Source organism: Burkholderia vietnamiensis LMG 10929 (genome assembly GCF_000959445.1).
In the GTDB taxonomy this organism is placed as follows: Bacteria; Pseudomonadota; Gammaproteobacteria; order Burkholderiales; family Burkholderiaceae; genus Burkholderia; species Burkholderia vietnamiensis.
This window is the reverse complement of sequence record NZ_CP009630.1, coordinates 2,168,629-2,189,516: the sequence shown is the minus strand read 5'-3', so window position 1 is coordinate 2,189,516 and position 20,888 is coordinate 2,168,629. Positions and strand designations below refer to the sequence as shown.

Here is a 20,888-nt window from a genome sequence, read left to right as displayed (position 1 = left end):
CACCTTGATGATCCCGAATTACCTCACCTTGCGCGACGGCTGTGCGGCTTCGCGGTGTCAGTCGCGTGCAAACCGCGTAGCGGCTTCGAAACGGGATGGCCAGAATCCCGATGCATGGTCGCATTCGGGGCACGACACTTCGAACCCGTTGTCGCCATGCGACAACTCCGGCTCGCCATCGCAACGCGGGCACCGGCTCGGTACAGGCACCTCGTGATCCAGCGACGTCCCAATTGCGGAAAACGCGTCGGCGTCCAGTTGACCCGCATCAGCCAGACGCCGCATCAGCGCCGAAATCTCGGGGCTCATCCCGCGGCTCGCGCGTAACGTGTTCGCGTCACGCGTTGCGCGCTCGAGCTCGTCGCTCTGGCTGCGTAACTGTTCCTCGAGGCGATCGGCGCGCGCCTTCGCCGCGCTCAGCTGCTGGAGGAAATCGAACTCCTTGCGCTGCACATCGCGCAAGCCGCTCTGATAGGTCGACGCCATGCTGCGTAGCGAGTCCAGCTCCACCAGCATCGGTTTGACCCGGCGTTCGGCTTCGGCTACCGCATCCTTGATTTGCTGCGCGTAATGCTCGGTGCGTTGCTGCAACTCGGCTTGCAGCGCGTCGATTCGGTCGCGCAGCGCAGCGTTTTGCGTCTGCTCGGCATCGACTCGGCCCGTCGTCGCGGCCAGTTCTTTTTCGAGCCGTGCGATGGTGGCGAGGAGCGTGGCTTCGTTCGCCGAGCCGTGCGTCGACTGCGACGCCAGCTGTACTTCCAGTTCGGTCAGGCGCGCCTGCAACTGATCGTTGCGGTTTTCGCTGCGTGCCAGTGCGGCTTCTAGCGTCTCCTGGCGGACGGCGGCGTCGCGTAACCTTTGTTCCGCGTCGACCATGCTCGAGCGGATCTGCTCGCGATCGCCATCGAGACTCTCCTTCGCTGCCTTCAGCGCCTCGTCATAGAGCGCTGAGAGCAAAGCCCCGGCTTTCTCTTCGACTGCTTTGGGAATCGCTGCGCCGTCGAGCTTGATCTTCGACGCGGCGCGAATCCGTTCCCAGAAATGGTCGATGTCCTTCGGGATGTCGCTCGCGCTGCCGGTTTGCGTCAGGTCGCGAACGTTCGCGGCCGACGGCCGAATACCAAGATCGAAGAACAAGCGCTTGCACGCGTGTAGCGAGAGTTCCTGGCGCCGTGCACCGCTTGCGCGCAGCGATTCCAGCTCTCGTCGGATAGCTTCACGTATTTCATCCAGCGTCATGATGGAGTTCGTCGGTGTTCGATGTTGCGATCATAACGAAATACGTGTTCTTTGATACGTTATTTGGTTGGCCGTAGCGAATTTACGTCAATTTGTATGGCAGGCGTGGCTGTGCGTCGTTTTCGTTGATAGAGAGCGTACATATCGTGAAACAAAGCGAAGATTGACCGCCAAGTCCTTGTTTCATCGGGATATATCGGAAGCCATCCAAAACACCGATATGTTTCACATGCTGGCGCATCCGGGCTACGGTCGGTGTTCGGCGAGTAGCGTCTCTGTGGAAAACTCGGTGAGCTGAGTCTTGAGAGTATTAGAAGTAAACACCCTTGAACCCTTAGTTAAAAACGTTAACGCCACCGCAGATTCTTATGCAGCAAGGCTTTCGAGGCGACAAGGTGAAGTTTTACGGGAGCCAAGGTGATCTTCTGCGGGAGCTGAAGTGATGGGGTTCGGGGAGCTGCGTGAGCCGATGCGGGAAAGGTCGTGAGCGGATTCGGGATCACAGTAAAACATTAAATTTGGCCAAGGTGAGGCTTTTCGGGAGCTCGCATCCCCAGAACCCTCATGGCGCCTGCATACACAGTTGTCTGCCTGTGCAGCGATGGGTGAGAACTTGCGGGTTCCGTTTCCCGCCCTGTTTTTGCCCATCTTTTAGGCAATTCCGACAAAAGGTGAGGTTTCACGGGACGTCACAGGTTTTTACTGTGAGGTTTTTCGGGAGTCTACGGTGTTTTTGCACAGAAAAAGTGCGCTCGAGCGCCTGTGGCCGGGGAAAGGTGAGTCTTTTCGGGAGCGAAGTGCGGGGTTTCCGGGCGGGATTCCGTTGAGGTGAGGTTTTTCGGGGGACGAGTCACAGGCCGGAGGAGCACTTCAAAGGTGAGCCTTTTCAGGAGTGTCAGTTGCACAAAAAGGCATCAGAGGTGAGCTTTTTCGGGACCCAGGAGGGTCTTGATTCGCCGGAAAGCCCACGGGAGGCGGCGAAAATCGGTTTTTTGCTGTGCCTCTTTTTGGCAAAGGTGAGATTTTTCGGGAGCGGCCATCGGGGCACCGTGCCGATTCATAGGTGCTACAGGTGAGGTTTTGCGGGAGGGTGTGTCGCCGAACTTGTGAGCCAGAGGATCTCGTAAGTACCGGGCGCGATTGACATTTTTGATACTGCGACGGTTACGGTGAGGTTTTTCGGGAGTGACGTTGGTGGCAGTTCCGACGTCGAATTCGTCGAAAAGGTGAGCGTTTTCGGGAGGAGCGAATACCTGAGCCTAGATGTGTCGGGGATGCCCCGGCTCCTCGCGCACAGTCTGTGGAGTCCATAAGGTGAGCGTTTTCGGGAACATCCGGTTTCCAGGCGCTGTACAATGCGCGCCCGCGGTTGCGAAACGATCTCGGCAGGCTTGTGGGAGCGGTCCTCGGCTGGTATCGCCGTTACGTCGGACGGACTTCGCGGGTGCGGTTTGCGTCGCTGTACATGCATACAGGATCCACAGAAGCATCCGCTGACGTCCCGGTGAGGCACGGGTCCCGCTGAGTCGTAAAATTACGACAAATCGAAAGGTGAGCCGATACGGGAGCAAGTTGCGCACGCGTCCGGCACAGGTGAAAATCTGTGAAATTGCCGCATCCCGCGACACATCTGGATTGGCCCGAAACGCCGTAAATCCGGACTGGTGAGAGTTTTCGGGAGTCGGTTGGGGTGAGTGCGGCGTGACACGTCTGCATCACCGCGTATGGTGAGCATCTCGTTCTGGACGCACATCACCACAGGCGCTATCCTTCCGTGAAACTTCTCCTCCGACCCGACGCATGGCCACGAAGCGCGCCAAGAAGACCGATGTGGATGTGGTGAGTGCCAGTTCAGCCGAATTGCGGAAGGCCGTCGAGGCGATCGCGATTCAGCCGAAGAGCGGCAAGATCACCCTCCTGACCCGCAAGCTGTTCAATGTACTGCTCGCCGTCGCGCAGCAGGCCGACGACTCGGGCGATACCTATCGCGCGCTGTTGTCGGACATCGTCGCCAATTCCGCCTTCGACTCGAACGACACCGCCCTGGTGAAGGAACACCTGCGTCGCATGGTGTCGGTCCAGGTCGAGTGGAGCACCGGCACGTCGAGCCAGAAGCCCGGCCGCAAGTGGGGGATCTCGACGCTGATCGCCGATGCGGAAATCCTCGAGGATCCGTCGACGCGCCGCGTATGGGTCGAGTTCTCGTTCGCGCCGAAGATCAAGAAGAAGCTGCTGGATCCGGTGCAGTACGCGCGTCTGAGCCTGCAGTTTCAGAGCCAGTTGCGCAGCAGCGCCGGCCTGGCGCTGTATGAAATCTGCGTACGCTACCTGACGAACCCGAGCCACCTGACGATGCGCGAGCCGTGGGAGTGGTGGCGCCCGATCCTGTCCGGCACGCCGGACACGGAAGCCGGCGACGAGGCGAAGCGCGAGTACAAGTATTTCAAGCGCGACTATCTGCGTCCGGCGATCGCCGAAGTCAATGCGGTCACCAACATCTTCGTCGAGCTGATCGAGCATCGCGAAGGCCGGCGAGTTGCCGAGATCCAGTTCCGTGTGACCGAGCGCAAGCAGCCGATGCTCGCGCTCGACGAGCATCCGAACGTGTTCGACAGCACGCTGGTCGACCGTATGGTGAAGCTCGGCATCCCGCTCAAGGAAGCGCAGACGCTCTACGCCGACAGCGAGGAAAACCGGATTCGCGCGGCGCTGCAGATGACCGAGCAGCGGATGCGCAGCACGACGCTGCCGCCGGTGCGCAGTGCGCCGGCCTTGTTCAAGGACGCGTTGAAGAAGGGGTATGCGCCGCCGGTCGAGTCGGTCGACACGCTACCGGCCGGCACGCCGTCCATGAAGGCCGTTAGTGCGCAGCCCGACGATCTGAAGGCCCGCCTGCTGAGCGAATTCGCCGCGTTCCGCCGCAAGGAAGCGAAGGTGCTGTACGAGGAGCAGGGCGACGCGGAGCGCGAAGTGGCGCGTGAGTCGTTCGAGGCGGAAGTGTTGCCGACGATGGGCTCGCACCTGCGTGACGACTGGCGCAAGCGCGGCCTCGATTCCAAGCTGGCCGAGACGGCGTTTTTCGACTGGCTGGCCCAGAAGACCTGGGGCGAGCCGACGGACGGCGACCTGCTGTCCTTTACCCTGAATCAATCGCGGGCCGCCTGAGGCCCGCCTGCAGCGTCTCCGACTGACCGTGGCCGGCGGCCTCATGTCCAGCGGCGAGCGGGCCGCGCGACTCGAGGCCCTGCCGGCCGGCTCGGTCAATCCGACAACAGCATCCGCTCGAGTTGCTCGAGGATAGCGTCGCGCTTCTCCTTCGGCAGGCCGCGCAGGCGCAGTTCGATGCGATCGTCGCCGTACGATTTGAGGTCGCCCACCGATTTGCCGCCGAGCTTGATCTCTAAGCGCTGCGCATAGCGCTGGCGGCCCGCCGGCTTCGGCGTTTCCTGCGCCGCGACGCGACCTTTGACGATGTCCGATACCTGACGCGTGCTGAGATCGTCGGACACGATCTTGTTGATCAGCCGTAGCGTCGCCTCGGTGCCGCGTGCATTGTGATAGCGGCCGACCTGATACGCCATGTTCGAGCCGAAGCGATCCGGACGCGCGACCATTTCCTGCATGACCGACTCCGGCAGTTTGCCGATCGACAGCGCAACCGCGACCGTCGATTCATCGAGGCCGAGATGTTCGGACAGTTCCTTCTGGCTCTGGAAATGTTTGTCGTCGAGGAAGCGTCGCCACACGACGGCATTGTCGAACACCGTCTGCGAATCGCGCTGCACGTTCAGATCGTAGCCGAGCTTGTAGCTCTGGATCCCGATAGGCACGTCGATCACGATCGCCTTGACCGATTCCTTGTTCGCCTCCTTCAGCGCGCGCACGCGGCGGCCGCCGTCGCTGACGAAATACGAGCCCGGATTGTCGTAGTCGGGGATCACGTGAATCGCCTGCTGCTGACCCTGCTTCGCGAGGTTCACTGCGAGTTCGGCGATCGACGACTTCAAATAGAAATGTCGCGGGTTGAACGGACTATGTTTGATTGCCTTCAGCGGCAGTTCGATCACTTGGCCGGGCGCATAGCGGTGCTCGAGGCGCCAAGCGCGATATTGCGGCGACTCGTCGGTCGACGCGTCGAGCAGGAACTCGGGAGCCGCAGCCTGCTGCGTCTCTTTTCGAGCGGATTTCGTTGCAGCCGGCGTAGCCGTCTCGGACTTGACGATACCGTCGATGGCATTCAGTCGATCAAGCGCCGTGCGCTTCTCGCTCGTCGTGATGTCCGGGCGCGCCTGGAAGCCCTTTGCAAATTGGGAGGGTTTCATGTGAATCCTTTATGCGCATAAAGTCAGGGCAGCATGGCGACGATTTCGTCGGCGCATGCGCGGATTTCCGCGGCGGCCAGCCGCGCGCCGCGATCGTTCATCTGCAGCACGGTCTGGCCAAGCGCCATCGCCTGCTTGTATGCCTCGCGGGTGGGGATTTGCGTCTTCAACAGCGGGAAGCCGAGTTCCTCGAGAGCCCGCTTGAGCTCGCGGGTCAGCATGCGCTTCTCTTCCGTCTTGTTGAGCAGGAACACGGCACGCAGGTCTTCGTTCATCACCTGCGCCTGCTGGATCAGCTTGACGAGCCCGACGCTCGACCAATAGTCGGCAGGCGACGACGACGTCGGAATCACGGCGATGGAGGCCGCGAGGAGCACGACACCGGAAACCTTTTCCGTGATCGACGGAGGGCAGTCGACGACGATGATGTCGTAGTCGTTGATGAACTTCTTGATCTCGCGATGGATCTGGCCGCCGGCTTCCGCAAGGTTGACGACGGGGAACGGGATACCTGCGTCGCTGTCACCCGATGCACTCGACCAGTGAACCAGTGTGTTTTGACCGTCTGCGTCGATGACGAGGACCCGCTTGCCCTTTTCATGGAATGCCGCGCCGAGATGCATGGCAATCGTGCTCTTCCCGACACCGCCTTTTTGTTGAGTGACTGCAATGATTTCCGCGGCCAATTTTCACTCCTGTTTTTGGTCGTTGGAATTCTACCGCACGATATTTATATTTCAATGAAATTGTGGTTCCGAAGATGTGCGTTAGCCATTTGGCAGGGTAGGTTTATGCGCATAAACGGCTGAGGCGACGGGCGGGTAGCCAAGAACGGAGGTTTGGGTCAACGATTCACGCGAATCGTGGGGTCGCCGGAGCGCATTTGGAAGGCGGGTTTATGCGCATAAACGGGCCGGGGCGACGGATGGATAGCCAAGGAGGATGTTCGCGCGCCAGCGATGCGAGCGAATGCTGCAGGTGCTGCGGGGTAGCGTGTTGCTGCCCGAATGGAGGGGGGCCGATTGCCGCCATCGGTACGGTGTTTCCGTAACTGCCAGGTTGCGTCCGGCGCCGCGCGCGAATGCGTGGGTTTGTGCGCATAAACTTCCGCCGCTCCTGGCGACGGCCGACGACGCGCCTTCGGTTCGAAGTAGGCAATGTACTGGCAAGTCATCGAGCCGCCCACGACGGCGGCTGCGGAACGACGACGACAGCAATGTTTGGATCGCTTTCACGGCTCGCCAAACCGCATACGCTTCCGGGCGTTTATGCGCATAAACCGGCGAGCGTGCTTGCCGTCAACGGTCGTTTCCCGGCGCGATATATAAATCGGCCGTCGCGTACGGCACTCCGGTCGCCGTGAGGACACGCTAGGCGGTTGCGCGTCACCCAATGGCTTGGATGACGTATCCGGCGAAGCACCACACCTCGGCGTAGGGGCGCTCGATGCGCATAAGGCCGGCGTACGGCGCGCTGGCGCGTCATCGTTGGCACTCGCGCAATCATCGAGGCTCGTAGCAATTGCGCGCAACGTTCGCCACATTGGTCGCAACGACTAGGTGAGACACCTGCGGACAGCGCCCCCGCTTTCCGCTTTATGCGCATAAACCCATCGCACAAGCGCCCCATCTCTCCAGGCAGACGTCTCGCCACGCGAAACGCGGCCTCCCATCCCCTACAGCCTGCCTGAAGCGCTTGCACCGAGACTAGCTACAATACGCCCCTCCCTCTCCCGCAGCCCTTCTGAACGATGATCACGATCTACCACAACCCACGCTGCTCAAAATCCCGCGAAACGCTCGCGCTCGTCGAGTCGTTGAATGCCGCTGGCATGCCACTGAACGTCATCGAATATCTGAAAACGCCGCCTACGGTCGAAGAACTGGAAGCCCTGCATCGCCAGCTCGGCTGCGCCGTGCGCGACATGCTCCGCGACGGCGAGGAGCCGTACAAGACGTTGGACCTGGGCCGCGCAAACCTGACGGACGCGGAGGCTTATGAAGCCATCGCCGCGCATCCGGTGTTGCTGCAGCGGCCGATCGTCGTATATGGAGGCAAGGCCGCCATTGGTCGTCCGCCCGAGTTGGTGCGCGCGCTTTTCGAATAATTTCTATAACGCATATTCGACATATCACATCAACCAGGCGCATAGACACCCGGTTGATGTGCAGCATGCACCGACTCCACCTGCTGAGGCACGGCACGGCCGCGACGCCTTCAACAACGGCAGCAACAGCCCAAACCCACCACCGACGCGCGCCTGTCGACAAAAACGACGACGCGGCCCGTCACCCTTCTCCGCCACCCGGCGCGCCGCCCTCGCCCCCCGCCGCCGCACGCGCGGCCACCCGCAGCACTGCGATCTGCCCGCGATAGGCCCTGCATCCGCTGCAGCCCGGCAGATGCATGCGCACGCGCATACGCTCATGAAGCGTCAACGGACGGTCGAGCGCATCCGACAGCAGGCGCGTCACGTCCTTACATTTCCCCGGCAGCATCTTCGGTCGTCAGTCCTTTTTCGCTGAGGCACGTGCGCAGGCGCGTGCGCGCCCGATACAGCAGCACGCTGCAATGATTGGCGGTCAATGTGAGTTCGCTGCAGATGTCGTCGATCTCGACATCGAGGAATTCACGCATCATGAATACGCGGCCGATGTTTTCCGGCAGATGGTCGAGACACGCCTGGAACAGCGTCCAGAACTGCCGTTGCTGTAGCAGCGTCTCGGGGCGAGGCCACGGCCGCGGCTTCGTGTGCGCAGCCCAGTGTCCGTTGTCCTGGAACAATTCGCGATCGAGCACGGATTCGCCGTCGAGCTCCGCATCGAGCGCGGTGAGGCTCACTGTCCGCTGCCGCGCGCGCAGGATGTCGACCAGCTTGTTGCGCAAGATCCCGAACACCCAGGTCTTGTGCGCGGACCGTCCCGCGAAGTCGCCCGCATGCGACCACGCGGCGGCCAGCGCCTCCTGCACGGCATCCTCGGACGCATCGGCGTCGCGCAGTTGCAGCCGCGCGAAGCGCAACAGGTCGCGCCGCAGTTGGGCGAGATAAACGGGATCGTCGTACGTGGACGGCATGGCGGCGGGTCGAAAGTCTCTTGTACCGATTGCGTCCGGCGAGCCCGGCGCATCGCGGTGCCAGCAGCTTACTGGGCGCGGCACCGCGCGGCAATCTTCCGTCGCGCACTCGTGATCCGTCTCGGCCCACTACGCTATGCTTGCCCTAACCCGCGCAGCGTGCCGCGCATTCGGGCGGCGAGCGGTGGGTAACATCAGACCTTAACGCCGAAGTTATCCACAATTTCTGTGGAAAACCTTGTGGAAAGCCGGCCGCCCGGCCCCGTGGGATGGCTCACGGGCTGGCTTGCCTATAAACAGACCTTTGTCGCCTGCTCGGAAGCAATCGAGCGGATTCCCTACCCATCGGAAGGAGAAAGCCATGTCTCATCGCATTGCGGTCGTCGTCGGCAGTCTGCGTCGCGGTTCGTGGAATCGCGCACTGGCGCACGCCGTGATTTCGCTCGCGCCCGCCGATTTCTCGTTCGAGTTCGTCGAGATCGGCGAGTTGCCGCTCTATAGTCAGGATTACGACGCGGATTTTCCGGAAGTCGCGAAGCGTTTCAAACAGTCGATCGAAGCGGCCGACGCGCTGCTGTTCGTCACGCCCGAATACAACCGCTCGATTCCCGGCGTGCTGAAGAACGCGCTCGACTGGGGCTCGCGCCCGTGGGGGCACAACTCGTGGTCGGGCAAGCCGGGCGCGGTGCTCGGCACGTCGCCGGGCGCGGTCGGCACGGCGCTCGCGCAGCAGCACCTGCGCAACGTGCTCGCGTATCTCGACGTGAAGATGCTCACGCAACCGGAAATGTTCATCAAGCACGATCCGTCACGTATCGACGACGAAGGCCGCATCGTCAGCGACGACACGCGTACGTTCCTGCAAGGCTTCGTCGACCGCTACGCCGATTGGGTGCGCACGCTCAAGGCCGCCTGACCGCGTTGCCCGTCCCGCGAGCGGCACCCATGCGCGGCTTGCTCCTCGCGCGCAGGTCAGCGGCCGTCGTGCCGCGCATCGTCGCGCGCGTCGCGAATGCCCAGCAGAATCTCGTCGAGCAGCGCAATGTCGAACGGCTTCGACAGTACGCGTACATTGACGGTGCGCGTGCGGTCGAGCTCCTCGGCGTAACCGGTCACCAGGATCACGGGCAGCTTGTTCGGGCGTTTGCCGACCGCCTCGGCGAGGTCGATGCCGTTCAGGCGGCCCGGCATGTGGATATCCGAAATCACCAGATCGAATGCGTCATTCGCGGCGACGCCCTCGATCAGGCGCAACGCGTCGTCGGCGGTGGGTGCATAGGTCACGCGATGTCCGAGCAGCGTGAGCAGCGCCTCGGTGCCGGCCGCGACCTCGCCATTGTCTTCCACCAGCAGCACGTGCAGGCCCGTGAGCGCGCCGCCGTCGTGTACCGCGGCCGGCGGCCGCACGACGATGTCCTCGGCGCGCGCACGCGGAAGATAGAGACGCACCGACGTGCCGGCGCCGACCGCGCTGTCGATCGTCGCGAGGCCGCCGGAGCGTTCGCAGAACGCGAATACCTGCGGCAGCCCGAGGCCGGTGCCCATTCCCTGCCCCTTCGTCGTGAACAGCGGCTCGAACGCGCGCGCCAGCACGTCGGGCGCCATGCCGATGCCCGTGTCGTCGAGCGAGATCTGCACGAAGTCGCCGGTCAGCGGAAAGCCGTCCTCGCGGCGCAGCGTCACGTTGCGTGCGCCGACCGTGAAGCGGCCGCCGGCCGGCATCGCGTCGCGCGCGTTGACGGCGAGGTTGATGACGGCAAGCTCGAGCTCCGCGACGTCGATGCGCACGGGCCACACGCCCGGCTCGATCGCGACGACCAGCGACGACTTCGAGCCGAGCGACGTCTTCAGCAGTTCACGGCACGTGCCGAGCCACTGGCCGACGTCGATCGTCTCGTTGTGCAGCGGCTGCTTGCGCGCGACGCCGAGCAGCTGGCGCGTGAGCGACTGGCCGTTCTTCAACGCGCGCTCGATTGCACCGAGTTCCTTGTCGAGCTGCGCGACGCCGCGCCGCCGCACGATCTGCACGTTGCTCGAGATGATCATCAACAGGTTGTTGAAGTCGTGCGCGACGCTGCCGACCAGGTTGCCGAGCGCCTGCATCTTGCGCGACTGCCGGTACGCCGATTCGATCGAGCGCCGCATCGACGCCTCCGCCTGCCAGCGGTCCCACGCCTGCTCTTCGGCCTTCAACCGCTTCAGCGACAGCCAGATCACCCACCACAGCGCGATCGACGGCGCGAACATCGAGATGAACAGCACGCTCAGATGCTCGTACCACTCGTGCCAGATCGCCGAGGTCCGATACGCGCAGGTGACGTACACCGGATAGCTGCCGACCTGCCGGTACGCGACGATCTCGCTGCCGGCGCCGTCGTGCCCGACCCGCACGACGCCCGCGCGTGGATCGTTGTGCGGGTTGCCGAAGGTGGCCGTGCGATCGGTGTGCGCGAGCGACGGCGGCGGCGGATACGAGGCGATCACGGCGCCGTCGGAACGCGCGAGCGCCATCGTCATCGGGGTGGCCGAGCCGCCGAGCAGGTTGCGGTAGAACGCATTGAAATACGACGACTTCAGCGCGATCGACACCATGCCGGCGAACGAGCCGTCGCTGTGTCGGCGTGCGACGCCCGTGTTGAACACGGGGATGTTCTCGAGCTTGAGCGGGCCCATCATCAGCCGCGAGATGTGTTCGATGACCTTGCCGTCGCGGATGCCGACGAAATCGTCGCGGTTCGCGATCGACGCGTACGGCGCCGGATAGTAGAGACTGTTCGCGAGCAGCATGCCGCTCGCGCCGAAGATCGACACGGCCGCCACCTGCGGATAGCCGCCGCCGATCGTGTTCAACGCCTCGTGGATGTCGGATTCCTGGCGGCGCACGGTCGCGTCGTCCATGTCCTGCACGAGATCGACGATGCGCGCATCGAGCGTCTCGGTCAGATCGAACACTTTAAGCGCATGTTCTTCCGCCACGCGCACGGTGCGCATCGTCACGTCGCTCGCTGCCGCTTCGCGCGCCTTCAGGTCGTTGTACGCCATCACCGACACGTAAATGCACGGCAGCACGATCGCCGCCACCAGCAGCACGATCAGCGTCACGCGCCGGACCGCAAAATCGTGCTCGGGCGCGCCGGACGCGTAGGCGCCGTCGTCCTGCCAGTCGTCGGCGGGTGTGGCGGCGGGAGGGCGGGAATCGGCGGGACGTTCGGACGTCATTGAACAGGGCGACGAGGCTGGAGTGCCCCATCATAAACGAGTTGTGCACGCCCACCGTCTCGCCCGGACGCACCCGCAAACCTGTCGAATCCGACAGGGCTGCATTGAAAGAATGAAAACGCTATGAATCCGGCAGCGCAAACGTACACAAGGAAAAATTTTGCGTGCTTATCTCGAAAATGATCGAGCCTGTTTCGACAACGCGCGGAGATCGGACCGATTCTGTTCGAAATGGTGAAAATGGCGAGTTGCACCGCCTCCGGTTTACTCCGAGAATCGCCCCTTGCTTTCCCTATGACAGATACATGCGCCCGCCGGCGATTGCGGCGCGGTGTGTCGCGTGCTTCGTGCCGCGCCGCCCGCGTGCGATTGCAAGGCGGTGCCAGCGTTTGATTGCACGGCGCCTCAAGAACGGCGCCGAGCGGTCGTTAACGCGAGAGAGACCATTCCGTACACCGCTTCGCTGCCATGCCTTTGCCGATCGTGATCGCCGACGACTCCTTGCTCGCCCGCAAGCTTTTGACCAAGGCGTTGCCGGGAGACTGGGACGTTGACGTAGCATATGCGGCGAATGGTCATGAGGCCCTGGCGCTCTATCGTGACGGCAAAGCTTCCGTAATGTTTCTGGACCTGACGATGCCCGACATGACTGGCTATCAGGTCCTCGAGACACTGCGCCACGAAGATCTGAACACGTTCGTGATCGTGGTATCCGCCGATATTCAGCCGCAGGCGCGAGCCCGCGTGCGCGAACTCGGCGCGATCGCATTCGTAGCCAAGCCCGTGACGTCGGAGGCATTGCTGCCCATTCTCAAGGAGTATGGGTTGTATGCCTGAATCGGTGTTCACGGCGGAGCAACGCGACGCGTTGCAGGAAATCGCCAACCTCGCGATGGGTCGTGCCGCTGCACGGCTCGCGCTGCTGCTCGGCCACTTCATCGAGCTGTCGGTCCCGCGCGTGCGGGTCGTCGGGGCGTCGGAAGCCGGCGCCGCGCTGCGCGAGATGACGGGGATTCACGAGAACGTGACGGCCGTACGCCAGGGCTTCCGTTCCGACATCAAGGGCGAGGCGATCGTGCTGTGCCGCACCGCCGGCGTCGCGCGGCTCATGTCGCTGATGGAGCGCACGTTCGGCGACGGCGTGTATGCCGGCATGGCGACGCAGGACGAACTCGTGTTCGACGTCGCCAACGTGCTGATGAGCGCGTGCGTCGCGTCGATTCTCGACGAACTCGGCCGCAAGCCGGTGTTCTTCCCGCCCGGGCTGCTGGGCGCGAACGTGTCGTTCGAGGACGTATTCCAGCCGAACGCGCTCGCATGGAGCGTCGCGTTGCTGCTGGAAGTGAACTTCGGCCTCGAGGATCACGGGTTCCGCGCGCACTTCGTGATGCTGATGGCCGAGGATTCGATCCGGCTGATGGGCGACGCGCTCGACGCGTTGCTGTCCGCGCTATGAATACCGCCGGCACGCCGTCGTTGAGCGATCTCGTGATCGAGCGGGTCGGTTTCGGCCTGTTCGTGCTGGATCGCGCGATGAACGTGCTGATGTGGAACCGCTTCATGCAGGACCACAGCGGCACGGTGGCCGCCGACGTGATCGGCCGCAACCTGTTCGACTGCTTTCCGGATCTGCCGCGCGCGTGGCTCGAGCGCAAGCTCCAGAGCGTGTTCCAGCTCGGCAGCTTCGCGTTCAGCTCGTGGGAGCAGCGGCCCTACCTGTTTCGCTTCGAGCACGACCGGCCGATCACCGGCGGCGTCGACTACATGCAGCAGGACTGCACGTTCATGCCGCTCACGCGCGGCCGCGACGTCGAGGCCGTGTGCGTGACGATCTCGGACGTCACGCACGTGAGCGTGATGCAGCGCGAGCGCGAGGAGGCGGTCGCGAAGCTGCGCGAACACGCGAACGTCGACGGCCTGACCGGCATCGCGAACCGGCGCTACTTCGAGGCGCGGCTCGGCGACGAATTCGCGCGCTGGCAGCGCTACGGCGGCGACCTGTCGGTGCTGCTGTTCGATCTCGATCACTTCAAGACGATCAACGACCGCTTCGGGCATGCCGTCGGCGACGCGGTGCTGCGCGAGACCGCGCGCCGCGTGGCGTCGATCGTGCGCGCCCAGGACACGTTCGGCCGCTTCGGCGGCGAGGAATTCGCGCTGCTGCTGCCCTGCACGAATCTCGACGAGGCGCTGCTCGTCGCCGACAAGGTGCGCGACGCGATCGGCAGCACGCCGGTCGAGGCGGAAGGCGTCAGCGTGGCGGTGACCGCGAGCGTCGGCGCCGCGTACGCGACGCCTGGGCTTGCATCGTGCGACGTGCTCGTCAACGGGGCCGACACCGCGCTGTATCGTGCGAAGCGGCTCGGACGCGACCGCTCGGTCGCGTTCGGCTGAGCGCGGCGGCGCTGCGCGCCGCTCAGCTTTTCGCGATATCCGCCAGCACGCCGGCGAGCACGGCGGGCTGCGACATGAACGGCGAATGGCTGCTGTCGAGCTGATGCACGTGGGTCGGATTGCCGGGTGCGAACGCATCGGCTTCGTCGATGAAGCGTTGTTGCAACGCGGGCAGCAGCACGCGGTCGGCCAGGCACTTGATGTAATGGCGATCGATCGCGCCCCACCGCGCGGCGCTGGTCGGGATCGCGGTCGCGAACGGCGCGGCCGGCACGTCGCAGGTCATCAGGTTCGCGACTGCGTCGAAATCGGCTTGCGGCACGTCGTCGTACAGCGCCTGTTTCAACTGCGCGCGATAGGCCGCATCGCCGCTGCGCGGATCGATCCGCAGCGCGCCGGCCACGCGCGGGCTCGCCAGCATCAGCGCGCCGAGCATGTCGCCGTGGTTCTCCGGCGCACGCACGTAGTCGAGGCCGGGCACGCCCGAGGCGGGCATGAACGCCGCGAGATAGACGAGCTTCGCGATCTTCTCCGGCGCGCGTTCCGCGGCGGCCGTGATCGCGAGGCCACCCATGCTGTGCCCGACCAGAACGACCTTGCCGCGGCCGAGCGCATACGCGTCGTCGACGGCCTGCAGCACCTGGGTCGCGTAGTCGTCGAGCGTGGTGTTCGCGACCGGCGACGGCTCCGCGCCGAACGCGTCCTTGTCGAGCGGGCGTGCGAGATACGACGCGGGAAAGCGGGCGTTGATGCCGTGCGCGGGCAGGTCGCGCGCGATCGACAGATAGCCGCGCGCGGCCAGCGCGGCCGCGACCGGCGCATAGGACCATGCGCCGTGCCACGCACCGTGCACGAGCACGAAAACGGGATGGTCGGACTGCTGGGCGGCGGTTACGTTCGTCTCCATGGCGTTCGTCTTGTTCGAGAGAGGTGTCCATCTTAGACGATGCGGCGCGCGTGCAAGCATGCGGACGCACATCGCGGCACGCGCCCGCCCCGCCGTTGCGTTGCGCGCGAAATGGCGCTATTTTGTGTCGTACAGATCACATTTCATAGTGATCTGATTTCAATATGTCACGAAGCGCGCCAATTTGGCGCTTTCGTTCCGATTGCGCCCCATGAACGTCGACTATCTCTTCTACCGCAAGCCGGACAAGCCCGGCCCCTATTCCCTCGACGATCTCGGCGACGTCGCGCCACCGATCGGCCCGACAGACGCCGTGCGTGCGGGCATCACGCGCGTGTTCGACGAGATCGACTGGCACGAATCGCCCGACGTGCCCGGCGCGTGGTTCGGCACCGGCGCGTCGTCGTTCCAGTTCACCGCGGAGCCCGACGGCCGCGTGACGAGCTTCATGGGTTCGCGGCTCGACCGTCGCGCGATGCTGCAACTCACGCGGGAAATGGGCCTCATCGCGCTCGACCTGCAGCGCGACATCGTTTACGGCTGAGGCCGCCCCGATGCCATTGCACGCGGGCGCCCGCCGCGCAGGCCCCGCGCGGCGGCCCGCGACGCGCGGAGAGTCTCCGCCATCGAACTTCAAAGATTGCTATACTTTCGCCCAATTCCGGCTTCCGGCCGGTAATTTATGCCTGTCTGCGTCGATCGTTCGCATATCTCGCACGCATCCGACGCCCTGACCAACCCAGCCGGGCCTGGCCTCTTCAATCGCCCCGCGTGGGTGTCTCCGTGGAGCTCGTCTTGGCCGTTTCCAATCTCGTCGTGGACGAACAAGAAACCGACGCCGCTGCCGTCACATCGGGCAGCTCCTTCTATCTGGCGATGCGCATCCTGCCGGCCGCGCAGCGCGACGCGATGTTCCAGGTCTACGCGTTCTGCCGCGCCGTCGACGACATCGCCGACAGCGACCTGCCGCGCGCCGAGCGCAACGCGGGCCTCGACCGCTGGCGCGCGGACATCGACGCGTGCTTCGCCGGCCAGCCGCCGCGCCATCTGGTTGCGCTCGAGCGCGAGATCCGCGCGTTCGACCTGCGCCGCGAAGACTTTCACGCCATGATCGACGGCATGGCGATGGACGCCGCAGAGGATATCTGCGCGCCCGACGACCCGACGCTCGACCTGTTCTGCGATCGCGTCGCCAGCGCGGCCGGCCGCTTGTCGGTGAGGATTTTCGGGATCCCCGAAGCGGAAGGCATCGAGCTGTCGCACCATCTCGGCCGCGCGTTGCAACTGACGAACATCCTGCGCGACATCGACGACGACGCGGCGATCAACCGCTGCTATCTGCCGCGCGAGCTGCTCGCGCGCGAGGGCATCGCGATCGCCGATCCCGCGACGATCGTGCGCGACCCGGCGCTGCCGCGCGTGTGCGCGACGCTCGTCGAACGCGCGCTCGCGCACTTCCGCGCCGCCGATGCGGTGATGGACACCTGCACGCGCGCGCAGGTGAAGGCGCCGCGCATCATGTCGGGCGCGTATCGCTGCATTCTGGAAGCCGCGATCGCGCGCGGTTTCGCGTATCCGCGCGCGCCGCTGCGCAAGCCGAAGGCGCGCATGCTGATGATCGCCGCGCGCTACGCGCTGTTCTGAGCCGATGCCCAGAACCGTCCACGTGATCGGTGCAGGACTCGCCGGCCTGTCGGCCGCCGTCGAGCTGCAACGCCGCGGGCGGCGCATCGTGCTGCACGACGCGCATGCGCAGGCGGGCGGCCGTTGCCGCTCGTGGTTCGACGGGATGCTGAACACGACGCTCGACAGCGGGCTGCATCAGGTGTTCGCGGGACAGACGGCGACGCAGCGCTATCTGCGCGGGATCGGCGCGGCCGACCAGCTGACGGGGCCGGCGCTCGCCGAATACCCGGTGGTCGACGTCGCGTCGCAGCAGCGCTGGACGCTGCGCTTCGGCACCGGACACTGGCCGGCCTGGCTGTTCGACGCCGCTTCGCGCGCACCGGGCACCACACCGCTCGACTACGCGGCGCTCGCTGCGCTCGCGTTCGCGCGCCCGGGCCGCTCGCTCGCGCAGACGATGCGATGCGACGGCGTGCTGTGGGACCGCTGGCTGCGGCCGTATTTCCTCGCGGCGCTGAATGTCGAGCCGCGCCACGCGAGCGCGGAGCTCGCGCTTGCGGTGCTGTGCGGGATGTTTGCCGCGGGCGGCGCGGGCTGCCGGCCGCTCGTCGCGCGCCACGGGCTCGGCAGCGCGTTCGTCGAGCCGGCGCTGCGGATGCTGCAGCACGGCGGCGCGCAGATCCGGCTGAACTCGCGGCTCGATGCACTCGAATTCGGCGCGCACGGCAATGCGCTCGACGCGGTCGCGATCGGCGGCGAGCGCATCGATCTCGCGCCGGGCGACGCGGTCGTGCTGGCCGTGCCGCCCGAGGTCGCGCAGCCGCTCGTGCCCGAGCTCACCGCGCCCGATGCGTTCAGCGCGGTCGTGACCGCGTATTTCGCGCACGACACGCCGGAGGCAGGCAGTGCGCTGCAGACGACGGTGATCAACGGCGTCGTCGACGCGGTGCGCAGCGGCGCCGGCGCGCTCGCCGCGACGATCCGCGATGCGGGCCGCTGGCTCGACATGCCGCGCGATGCGCTCGCGCGGCGCATCTGGGAAGATGTCGCGCGCGTGAGCGGCGCGCGTCCGGAACCGCTTCCCGCGTGGCAGCTCGTGGTCGAGCCGCGCGCGGGCTTTGCGGCGGTGCCGTCGCAGGAAATGAAACGTCCGGCCGTGCGCACGCGCTGGACCAATCTCGTGCTGGCGGGCGACTGGATTGCCACCGGTTTGCCCGCCACGATCGAGGGCGCGATCCGTTCCGGCCAGCTGGCCGCGGACGTGCTCCAGACACAGTAAGCAACAGAGGGACCGATGAACGATCTCACCGATATGGCTAACCTGTCCGCCGGCACCGTGCCGGCCGGACTCGACGCGTCCGTCGCCCGCGCGACCGACGCGCTGCTGGCCGCACAGAACGCGGACGGACACTGGGTCTACGAACTCGAAGCCGATTCGACGATTCCCGCCGAATACGTGCTGCTCGTCCACTTTCTCGGCGAGACGCCGAATCTCGAGCTCGAACAGAAGATCGGCCGCTATCTGCGCCGCATCCAGCAGGCCGACGGCGGCTGGCCGCTGTTCACCGACGGCGCGCCGAACGTCAGCGCGAGCGTGAAGGCGTATTTCGCGCTGAAGGTGATCGGCGACGACGAGAATGCCGAGCACATGCAGCGCGCGCGGCGCGCGATCCACGCGATGGGCGGCGCCGAGATGTCGAACGTGTTCACGCGCATCCAGCTCGCGCTGTTCGGCGCGATTCCGTGGCGCGCGGTGCCGATGATGCCGGTCGAGATCATGCTGCTGCCGCAGTGGTTCCCGTTCCACCTGTCGAAGGTGTCGTACTGGGCGCGCACCGTGATCGTGCCGCTGCTGGTGCTGAACGCGAAGCGGCCGCTCGCGAAGAACCCGCGCGGCGTGCGGATCGACGAGCTGTTCATCGACCCGCCGGTCAACGCCGGGCTGCTGCCGCGCCAGGGCCACCAGAGCCCCGGCTGGTTCGCGTTCTTCCGCGTGGTCGACCACGCGCTGCGCGCGGCGGACGGCCTGTTCCCGAGCTACACGCGCGAACGCGCGATCCGCCAGGCCGTGTCGTTCGTCGACGAGCGCCTGAACGGCGAGGACGGGCTCGGCGCGATCTATCCGGCGATGGCCAACGCGGTGATGATGTACGACGTGCTCGGCTATCCCGAAGATCATCCGAATCGGGCGATCGCGCGCAAGTCGATCGAGAAGCTGCTCGTCGTGCACGACGACGAAGCGTATTGCCAGCCGTGCCTGTCGCCGGTGTGGGACACGTCGCTCGTCGCGCATGCGCTGCTCGAAACCGGCGACGCGCGTGCGGAGCAAGCTGTGCTGCGCGGCCTCGACTGGCTGCGTCCGCTGCAGATCCTCGACGTGCGCGGCGACTGGATCTCGCGCCGTCCGAACGTGCGCCCCGGCGGCTGGGCGTTCCAGTACGCGAACGCGCACTACCCCGACGTCGACGACACGGCCGTGGTCGTGATGGCGATGGATCGCGCGCAGAAGCTGCAGAACACGGACACGTATCGCGAATCGATCGCGCGCGCGCGCGAATGGGTCGTCGGCATGCAGAGCAGCGACGGCGGCTGGGGCGCGTTCGAGCCGGAAAACACGCAGTACTACCTGAACAACATCCCGTTCTCCGATCATGGCGCGCTGCTCGATCCGCCGACGGCCGACGTGTCGGGCCGTTGCCTGTCGATGCTGGCGCAGCTCGGCGAAAGCGCGCTGAGCAGCGAGCCGGCCCGCCGCGCGCTCGACTACATGCTCAAGGAGCAGGAGCCGGACGGCAGCTGGTACGGGCGCTGGGGGATGAACTACGTGTACGGCACGTGGACGGCCCTGTGCTCGCTGAACGCGGCCGGCCTCGGGCCGGAAGATCCGCGCGTGAAGCGCGCCGCACAGTGGCTGCTGTCGATCCAGAACAAGGACGGCGGCTGGGGCGAGGACGGCGACAGCTACAAGCTCAACTACCGCGGCTTCGAACCGGCGCCGAGCACGGCGTCGCAGACCGCGTGGGCGCTGCTCGGCCTGATGGCCGCCGGTGAAGTGAACCACCCGGCGGTCGAGCGCGGGATCGGCTACCTGATCGCGCAGCAGAACGACGAAGGCCTGTGGGACGAGACGCGCTTCACGGCCACCGGCTTCCCGCGCGTGTTCTATCTGCGCTACCACGGCTATCGCAAGTTCTTCCCGCTGTGGGCGCTCGCGCGCTACCGCAACCTGAAGCGCGCCAACGCGACGCGCGTGACGGTCGGGATCTGACGCGTGGCTGCGACGCTGCACACCGGCACGTTGCCCGTCATCGCCGTCACGGGGATGGCGTTCGAGGCGCGCATCGCGCGCGGTCACGGCGTCGAGGCCGTATTCGCCGCGCGCGCCGACCGGCTCGAGCGCGCGCTCGCCGAGGCGACCGCGCGCGGTTGTGCGGGCATCGTGAGCTTCGGCACGGCGGGCGGGCTCGCGCCCGATCTGGCGCCGGGCGCGCTCGTGATCGCGGACGCGATCGACGGGCCGTTCGGCCGCGTGCAGACCGATCCGGCGTGGAGCACGCGGCTCGTCGCCGCGTTGCACGACACGCCGGTGTGGTCGCGCGTCACGCGCGGCACGATGGCGGCCGTCGGCGCACCGGTGGTCAGCGAGCAGGAAAAGACGTCGCTGCATCGCGCCAAGGGCGCGCTCGCGGTCGACATGGAATCGCATATCGCAGCCGCGTTCGCGGCGTCGCGCGGCGTGCCGTTCGCGGTGTGCCGCGCGATCGTCGATCCCGCCTGGCGCACGCTGCCGCGCGCGGCGACGGCCGGGCTGCGCGACGACGGCAGCACGGCCATCCTGCCGATCCTGCGCGAACTGCTGAAGCAGCCGTCGCAGCTCGGCCCGCTGCTGCAGGTGGCCGCCGACGCGCGCGCGGCGCGCACGACATTGATCCAGGCGCGGCACGCGTTCGAGCGTGCGGGCGCGATGCGGATGGTCTGAGCGGCGCGCGCCGCGTTTCGTTTCTCGTGCCGCTGCGTTGCCTGATTTCGCGCACGCGCACACGAGCGTCGTTCGCGGAAAATCGAGCGTCGGGATTGCGGCTGCCGCGATGAGCAGCACATCGTCG

At 65.4% G+C, this 20,888-nt stretch carries 18 protein-coding genes; 11 read left to right on the top strand and 7 right to left on the bottom strand.

Annotated elements, in window-relative coordinates; genetic code table 11:
- Nucleotides 1–57 precede the first annotated feature (57 nt).
- Nucleotides 58–1,239, bottom strand: coding sequence for a DNA-binding protein (locus tag AK36_RS09595; RefSeq protein ID WP_045578359.1), 1,182 nt, complete (start codon nt 1,237–1,239; stop codon nt 58–60).
- Between the two features lie 1,800 nt (nt 1,240–3,039).
- On the opposite strand from AK36_RS09595, the gene AK36_RS09590 reads away from it, so the two are divergent.
- Entirely contained in the window at nt 3,040–4,404 is a 1,365-nt protein-coding gene (locus AK36_RS09590) for a replication initiation protein (RefSeq protein ID WP_011881135.1), read from the top strand.
- A 95-nt stretch (nt 4,405–4,499) separates the two neighbouring features.
- Here AK36_RS09590 and AK36_RS09585 read toward each other — a convergent pair whose 3' ends face one another.
- Complete coding sequence (locus AK36_RS09585) at nt 4,500–5,561, bottom strand: ParB/RepB/Spo0J family partition protein (protein ID WP_014724257.1); 1,062 nt, start codon at nt 5,559–5,561, stop codon at nt 4,500–4,502.
- Between the two features lie 23 nt (nt 5,562–5,584).
- On the bottom strand, nt 5,585–6,247 hold the full coding sequence (parA, locus tag AK36_RS09580; RefSeq protein ID WP_011881137.1) for a ParA family partition ATPase: 663 nt from the start codon (nt 6,245–6,247) through the stop codon (nt 5,585–5,587).
- Between the two features lie 1,064 nt (nt 6,248–7,311).
- On the opposite strand from parA, the gene arsC reads away from it, so the two are divergent.
- Nucleotides 7,312–7,668: an arsenate reductase (glutaredoxin) gene (arsC, locus tag AK36_RS09575; RefSeq protein ID WP_014724258.1), complete on the top strand. Its 357-nt coding sequence runs from the start codon at nt 7,312–7,314 to the stop codon at nt 7,666–7,668.
- A gap of 181 nt (nt 7,669–7,849) precedes the next feature.
- Here the strand turns inward: arsC and AK36_RS30895 are convergent, their stop codons facing one another.
- On the bottom strand, nt 7,850–8,059 hold the full coding sequence (locus tag AK36_RS30895; protein WP_011881139.1) for a zf-HC2 domain-containing protein: 210 nt from the start codon (nt 8,057–8,059) through the stop codon (nt 7,850–7,852).
- Nucleotides 8,040–8,636, bottom strand: a complete 597-nt coding sequence (locus AK36_RS09570) for an RNA polymerase factor sigma-70 (protein WP_011881140.1) — start codon at nt 8,634–8,636, stop codon at nt 8,040–8,042. The genes AK36_RS30895 and AK36_RS09570 overlap by 20 nt, the downstream gene beginning before the upstream one ends.
- Before the next feature lie 361 nt (nt 8,637–8,997).
- Here AK36_RS09570 and AK36_RS09565 point away from each other — a divergent pair, with 361 nt between their 5' ends.
- A complete protein-coding gene (locus AK36_RS09565) occupies nt 8,998–9,552 on the top strand; it encodes an NADPH-dependent FMN reductase (RefSeq protein WP_011881141.1) in 555 nt (184 codons plus the stop codon).
- A 56-nt stretch (nt 9,553–9,608) separates the two neighbouring features.
- On the opposite strand, the gene AK36_RS09560 is transcribed toward AK36_RS09565, so the two are convergent.
- Entirely contained in the window at nt 9,609–11,855 is a 2,247-nt protein-coding gene (locus tag AK36_RS09560; protein WP_045578358.1) for a hybrid sensor histidine kinase/response regulator, read from the bottom strand.
- A gap of 468 nt (nt 11,856–12,323) precedes the next feature.
- Here AK36_RS09560 and AK36_RS09555 point away from each other — a divergent pair, with 468 nt between their 5' ends.
- Genes AK36_RS09555 through AK36_RS09545 form a run of 3 tightly spaced genes read left to right on the top strand, consistent with a single transcriptional unit; the run spans nt 12,324 to nt 14,249 of the window.
- Complete coding sequence (locus AK36_RS09555; RefSeq protein WP_011881143.1) at nt 12,324–12,692, top strand: response regulator; 369 nt, start codon at nt 12,324–12,326, stop codon at nt 12,690–12,692.
- Nucleotides 12,685–13,311 carry a chemotaxis protein CheC gene (locus AK36_RS09550; protein WP_011881144.1) on the top strand — a complete coding sequence of 209 codons (627 nt, stop codon included), beginning with the start codon at nt 12,685–12,687 and terminating at the stop codon, nt 13,309–13,311. Before AK36_RS09555 ends, AK36_RS09550 begins: the two co-directional genes overlap by 8 nt.
- Complete coding sequence (locus AK36_RS09545) at nt 13,308–14,249, top strand: GGDEF domain-containing protein (protein ID WP_011881145.1); 942 nt, start codon at nt 13,308–13,310, stop codon at nt 14,247–14,249. Before AK36_RS09550 ends, AK36_RS09545 begins: the two co-directional genes overlap by 4 nt.
- Nucleotides 14,250–14,271: 22 nt before the next feature.
- Here AK36_RS09545 and AK36_RS09540 read toward each other — a convergent pair whose 3' ends face one another.
- Nucleotides 14,272–15,156, bottom strand: coding sequence for an alpha/beta fold hydrolase (locus AK36_RS09540; protein WP_045578357.1), 885 nt, complete (start codon nt 15,154–15,156; stop codon nt 14,272–14,274).
- Between the two features lie 211 nt (nt 15,157–15,367).
- Here AK36_RS09540 and AK36_RS09535 point away from each other — a divergent pair, with 211 nt between their 5' ends.
- From AK36_RS09535 to AK36_RS09515, 5 genes are all read left to right on the top strand, one after another.
- The gene (locus tag AK36_RS09535; protein ID WP_011881147.1) at nt 15,368–15,700 is read left to right on the top strand and encodes a hypothetical protein; all 333 of its coding nucleotides are present in this window, start codon (nt 15,368–15,370) and stop codon (nt 15,698–15,700) included.
- 251 nt (nt 15,701–15,951) lie between these two features.
- A complete protein-coding gene (gene hpnD, locus AK36_RS09530) occupies nt 15,952–16,800 on the top strand; it encodes a presqualene diphosphate synthase HpnD (RefSeq protein ID WP_045578481.1) in 849 nt (282 codons plus the stop codon).
- Between the two features lie 4 nt (nt 16,801–16,804).
- On the top strand, nt 16,805–18,061 hold the full coding sequence (gene hpnE, locus AK36_RS09525) for a hydroxysqualene dehydroxylase HpnE (RefSeq protein ID WP_045578356.1): 1,257 nt from the start codon (nt 16,805–16,807) through the stop codon (nt 18,059–18,061).
- Between the two features lie 15 nt (nt 18,062–18,076).
- Nucleotides 18,077–20,050 (top strand): squalene--hopene cyclase, encoded by a 1,974-nt coding sequence (shc, locus tag AK36_RS09520; RefSeq protein ID WP_014724264.1) that lies wholly within the window; start codon nt 18,077–18,079, stop codon nt 20,048–20,050.
- Between the two features lie 3 nt (nt 20,051–20,053).
- On the top strand, nt 20,054–20,761 hold the full coding sequence (locus AK36_RS09515) for a phosphorylase (RefSeq protein ID WP_011881151.1): 708 nt from the start codon (nt 20,054–20,056) through the stop codon (nt 20,759–20,761).
- The last annotated feature ends 127 nt before the right edge of the window (nt 20,762–20,888 follow it).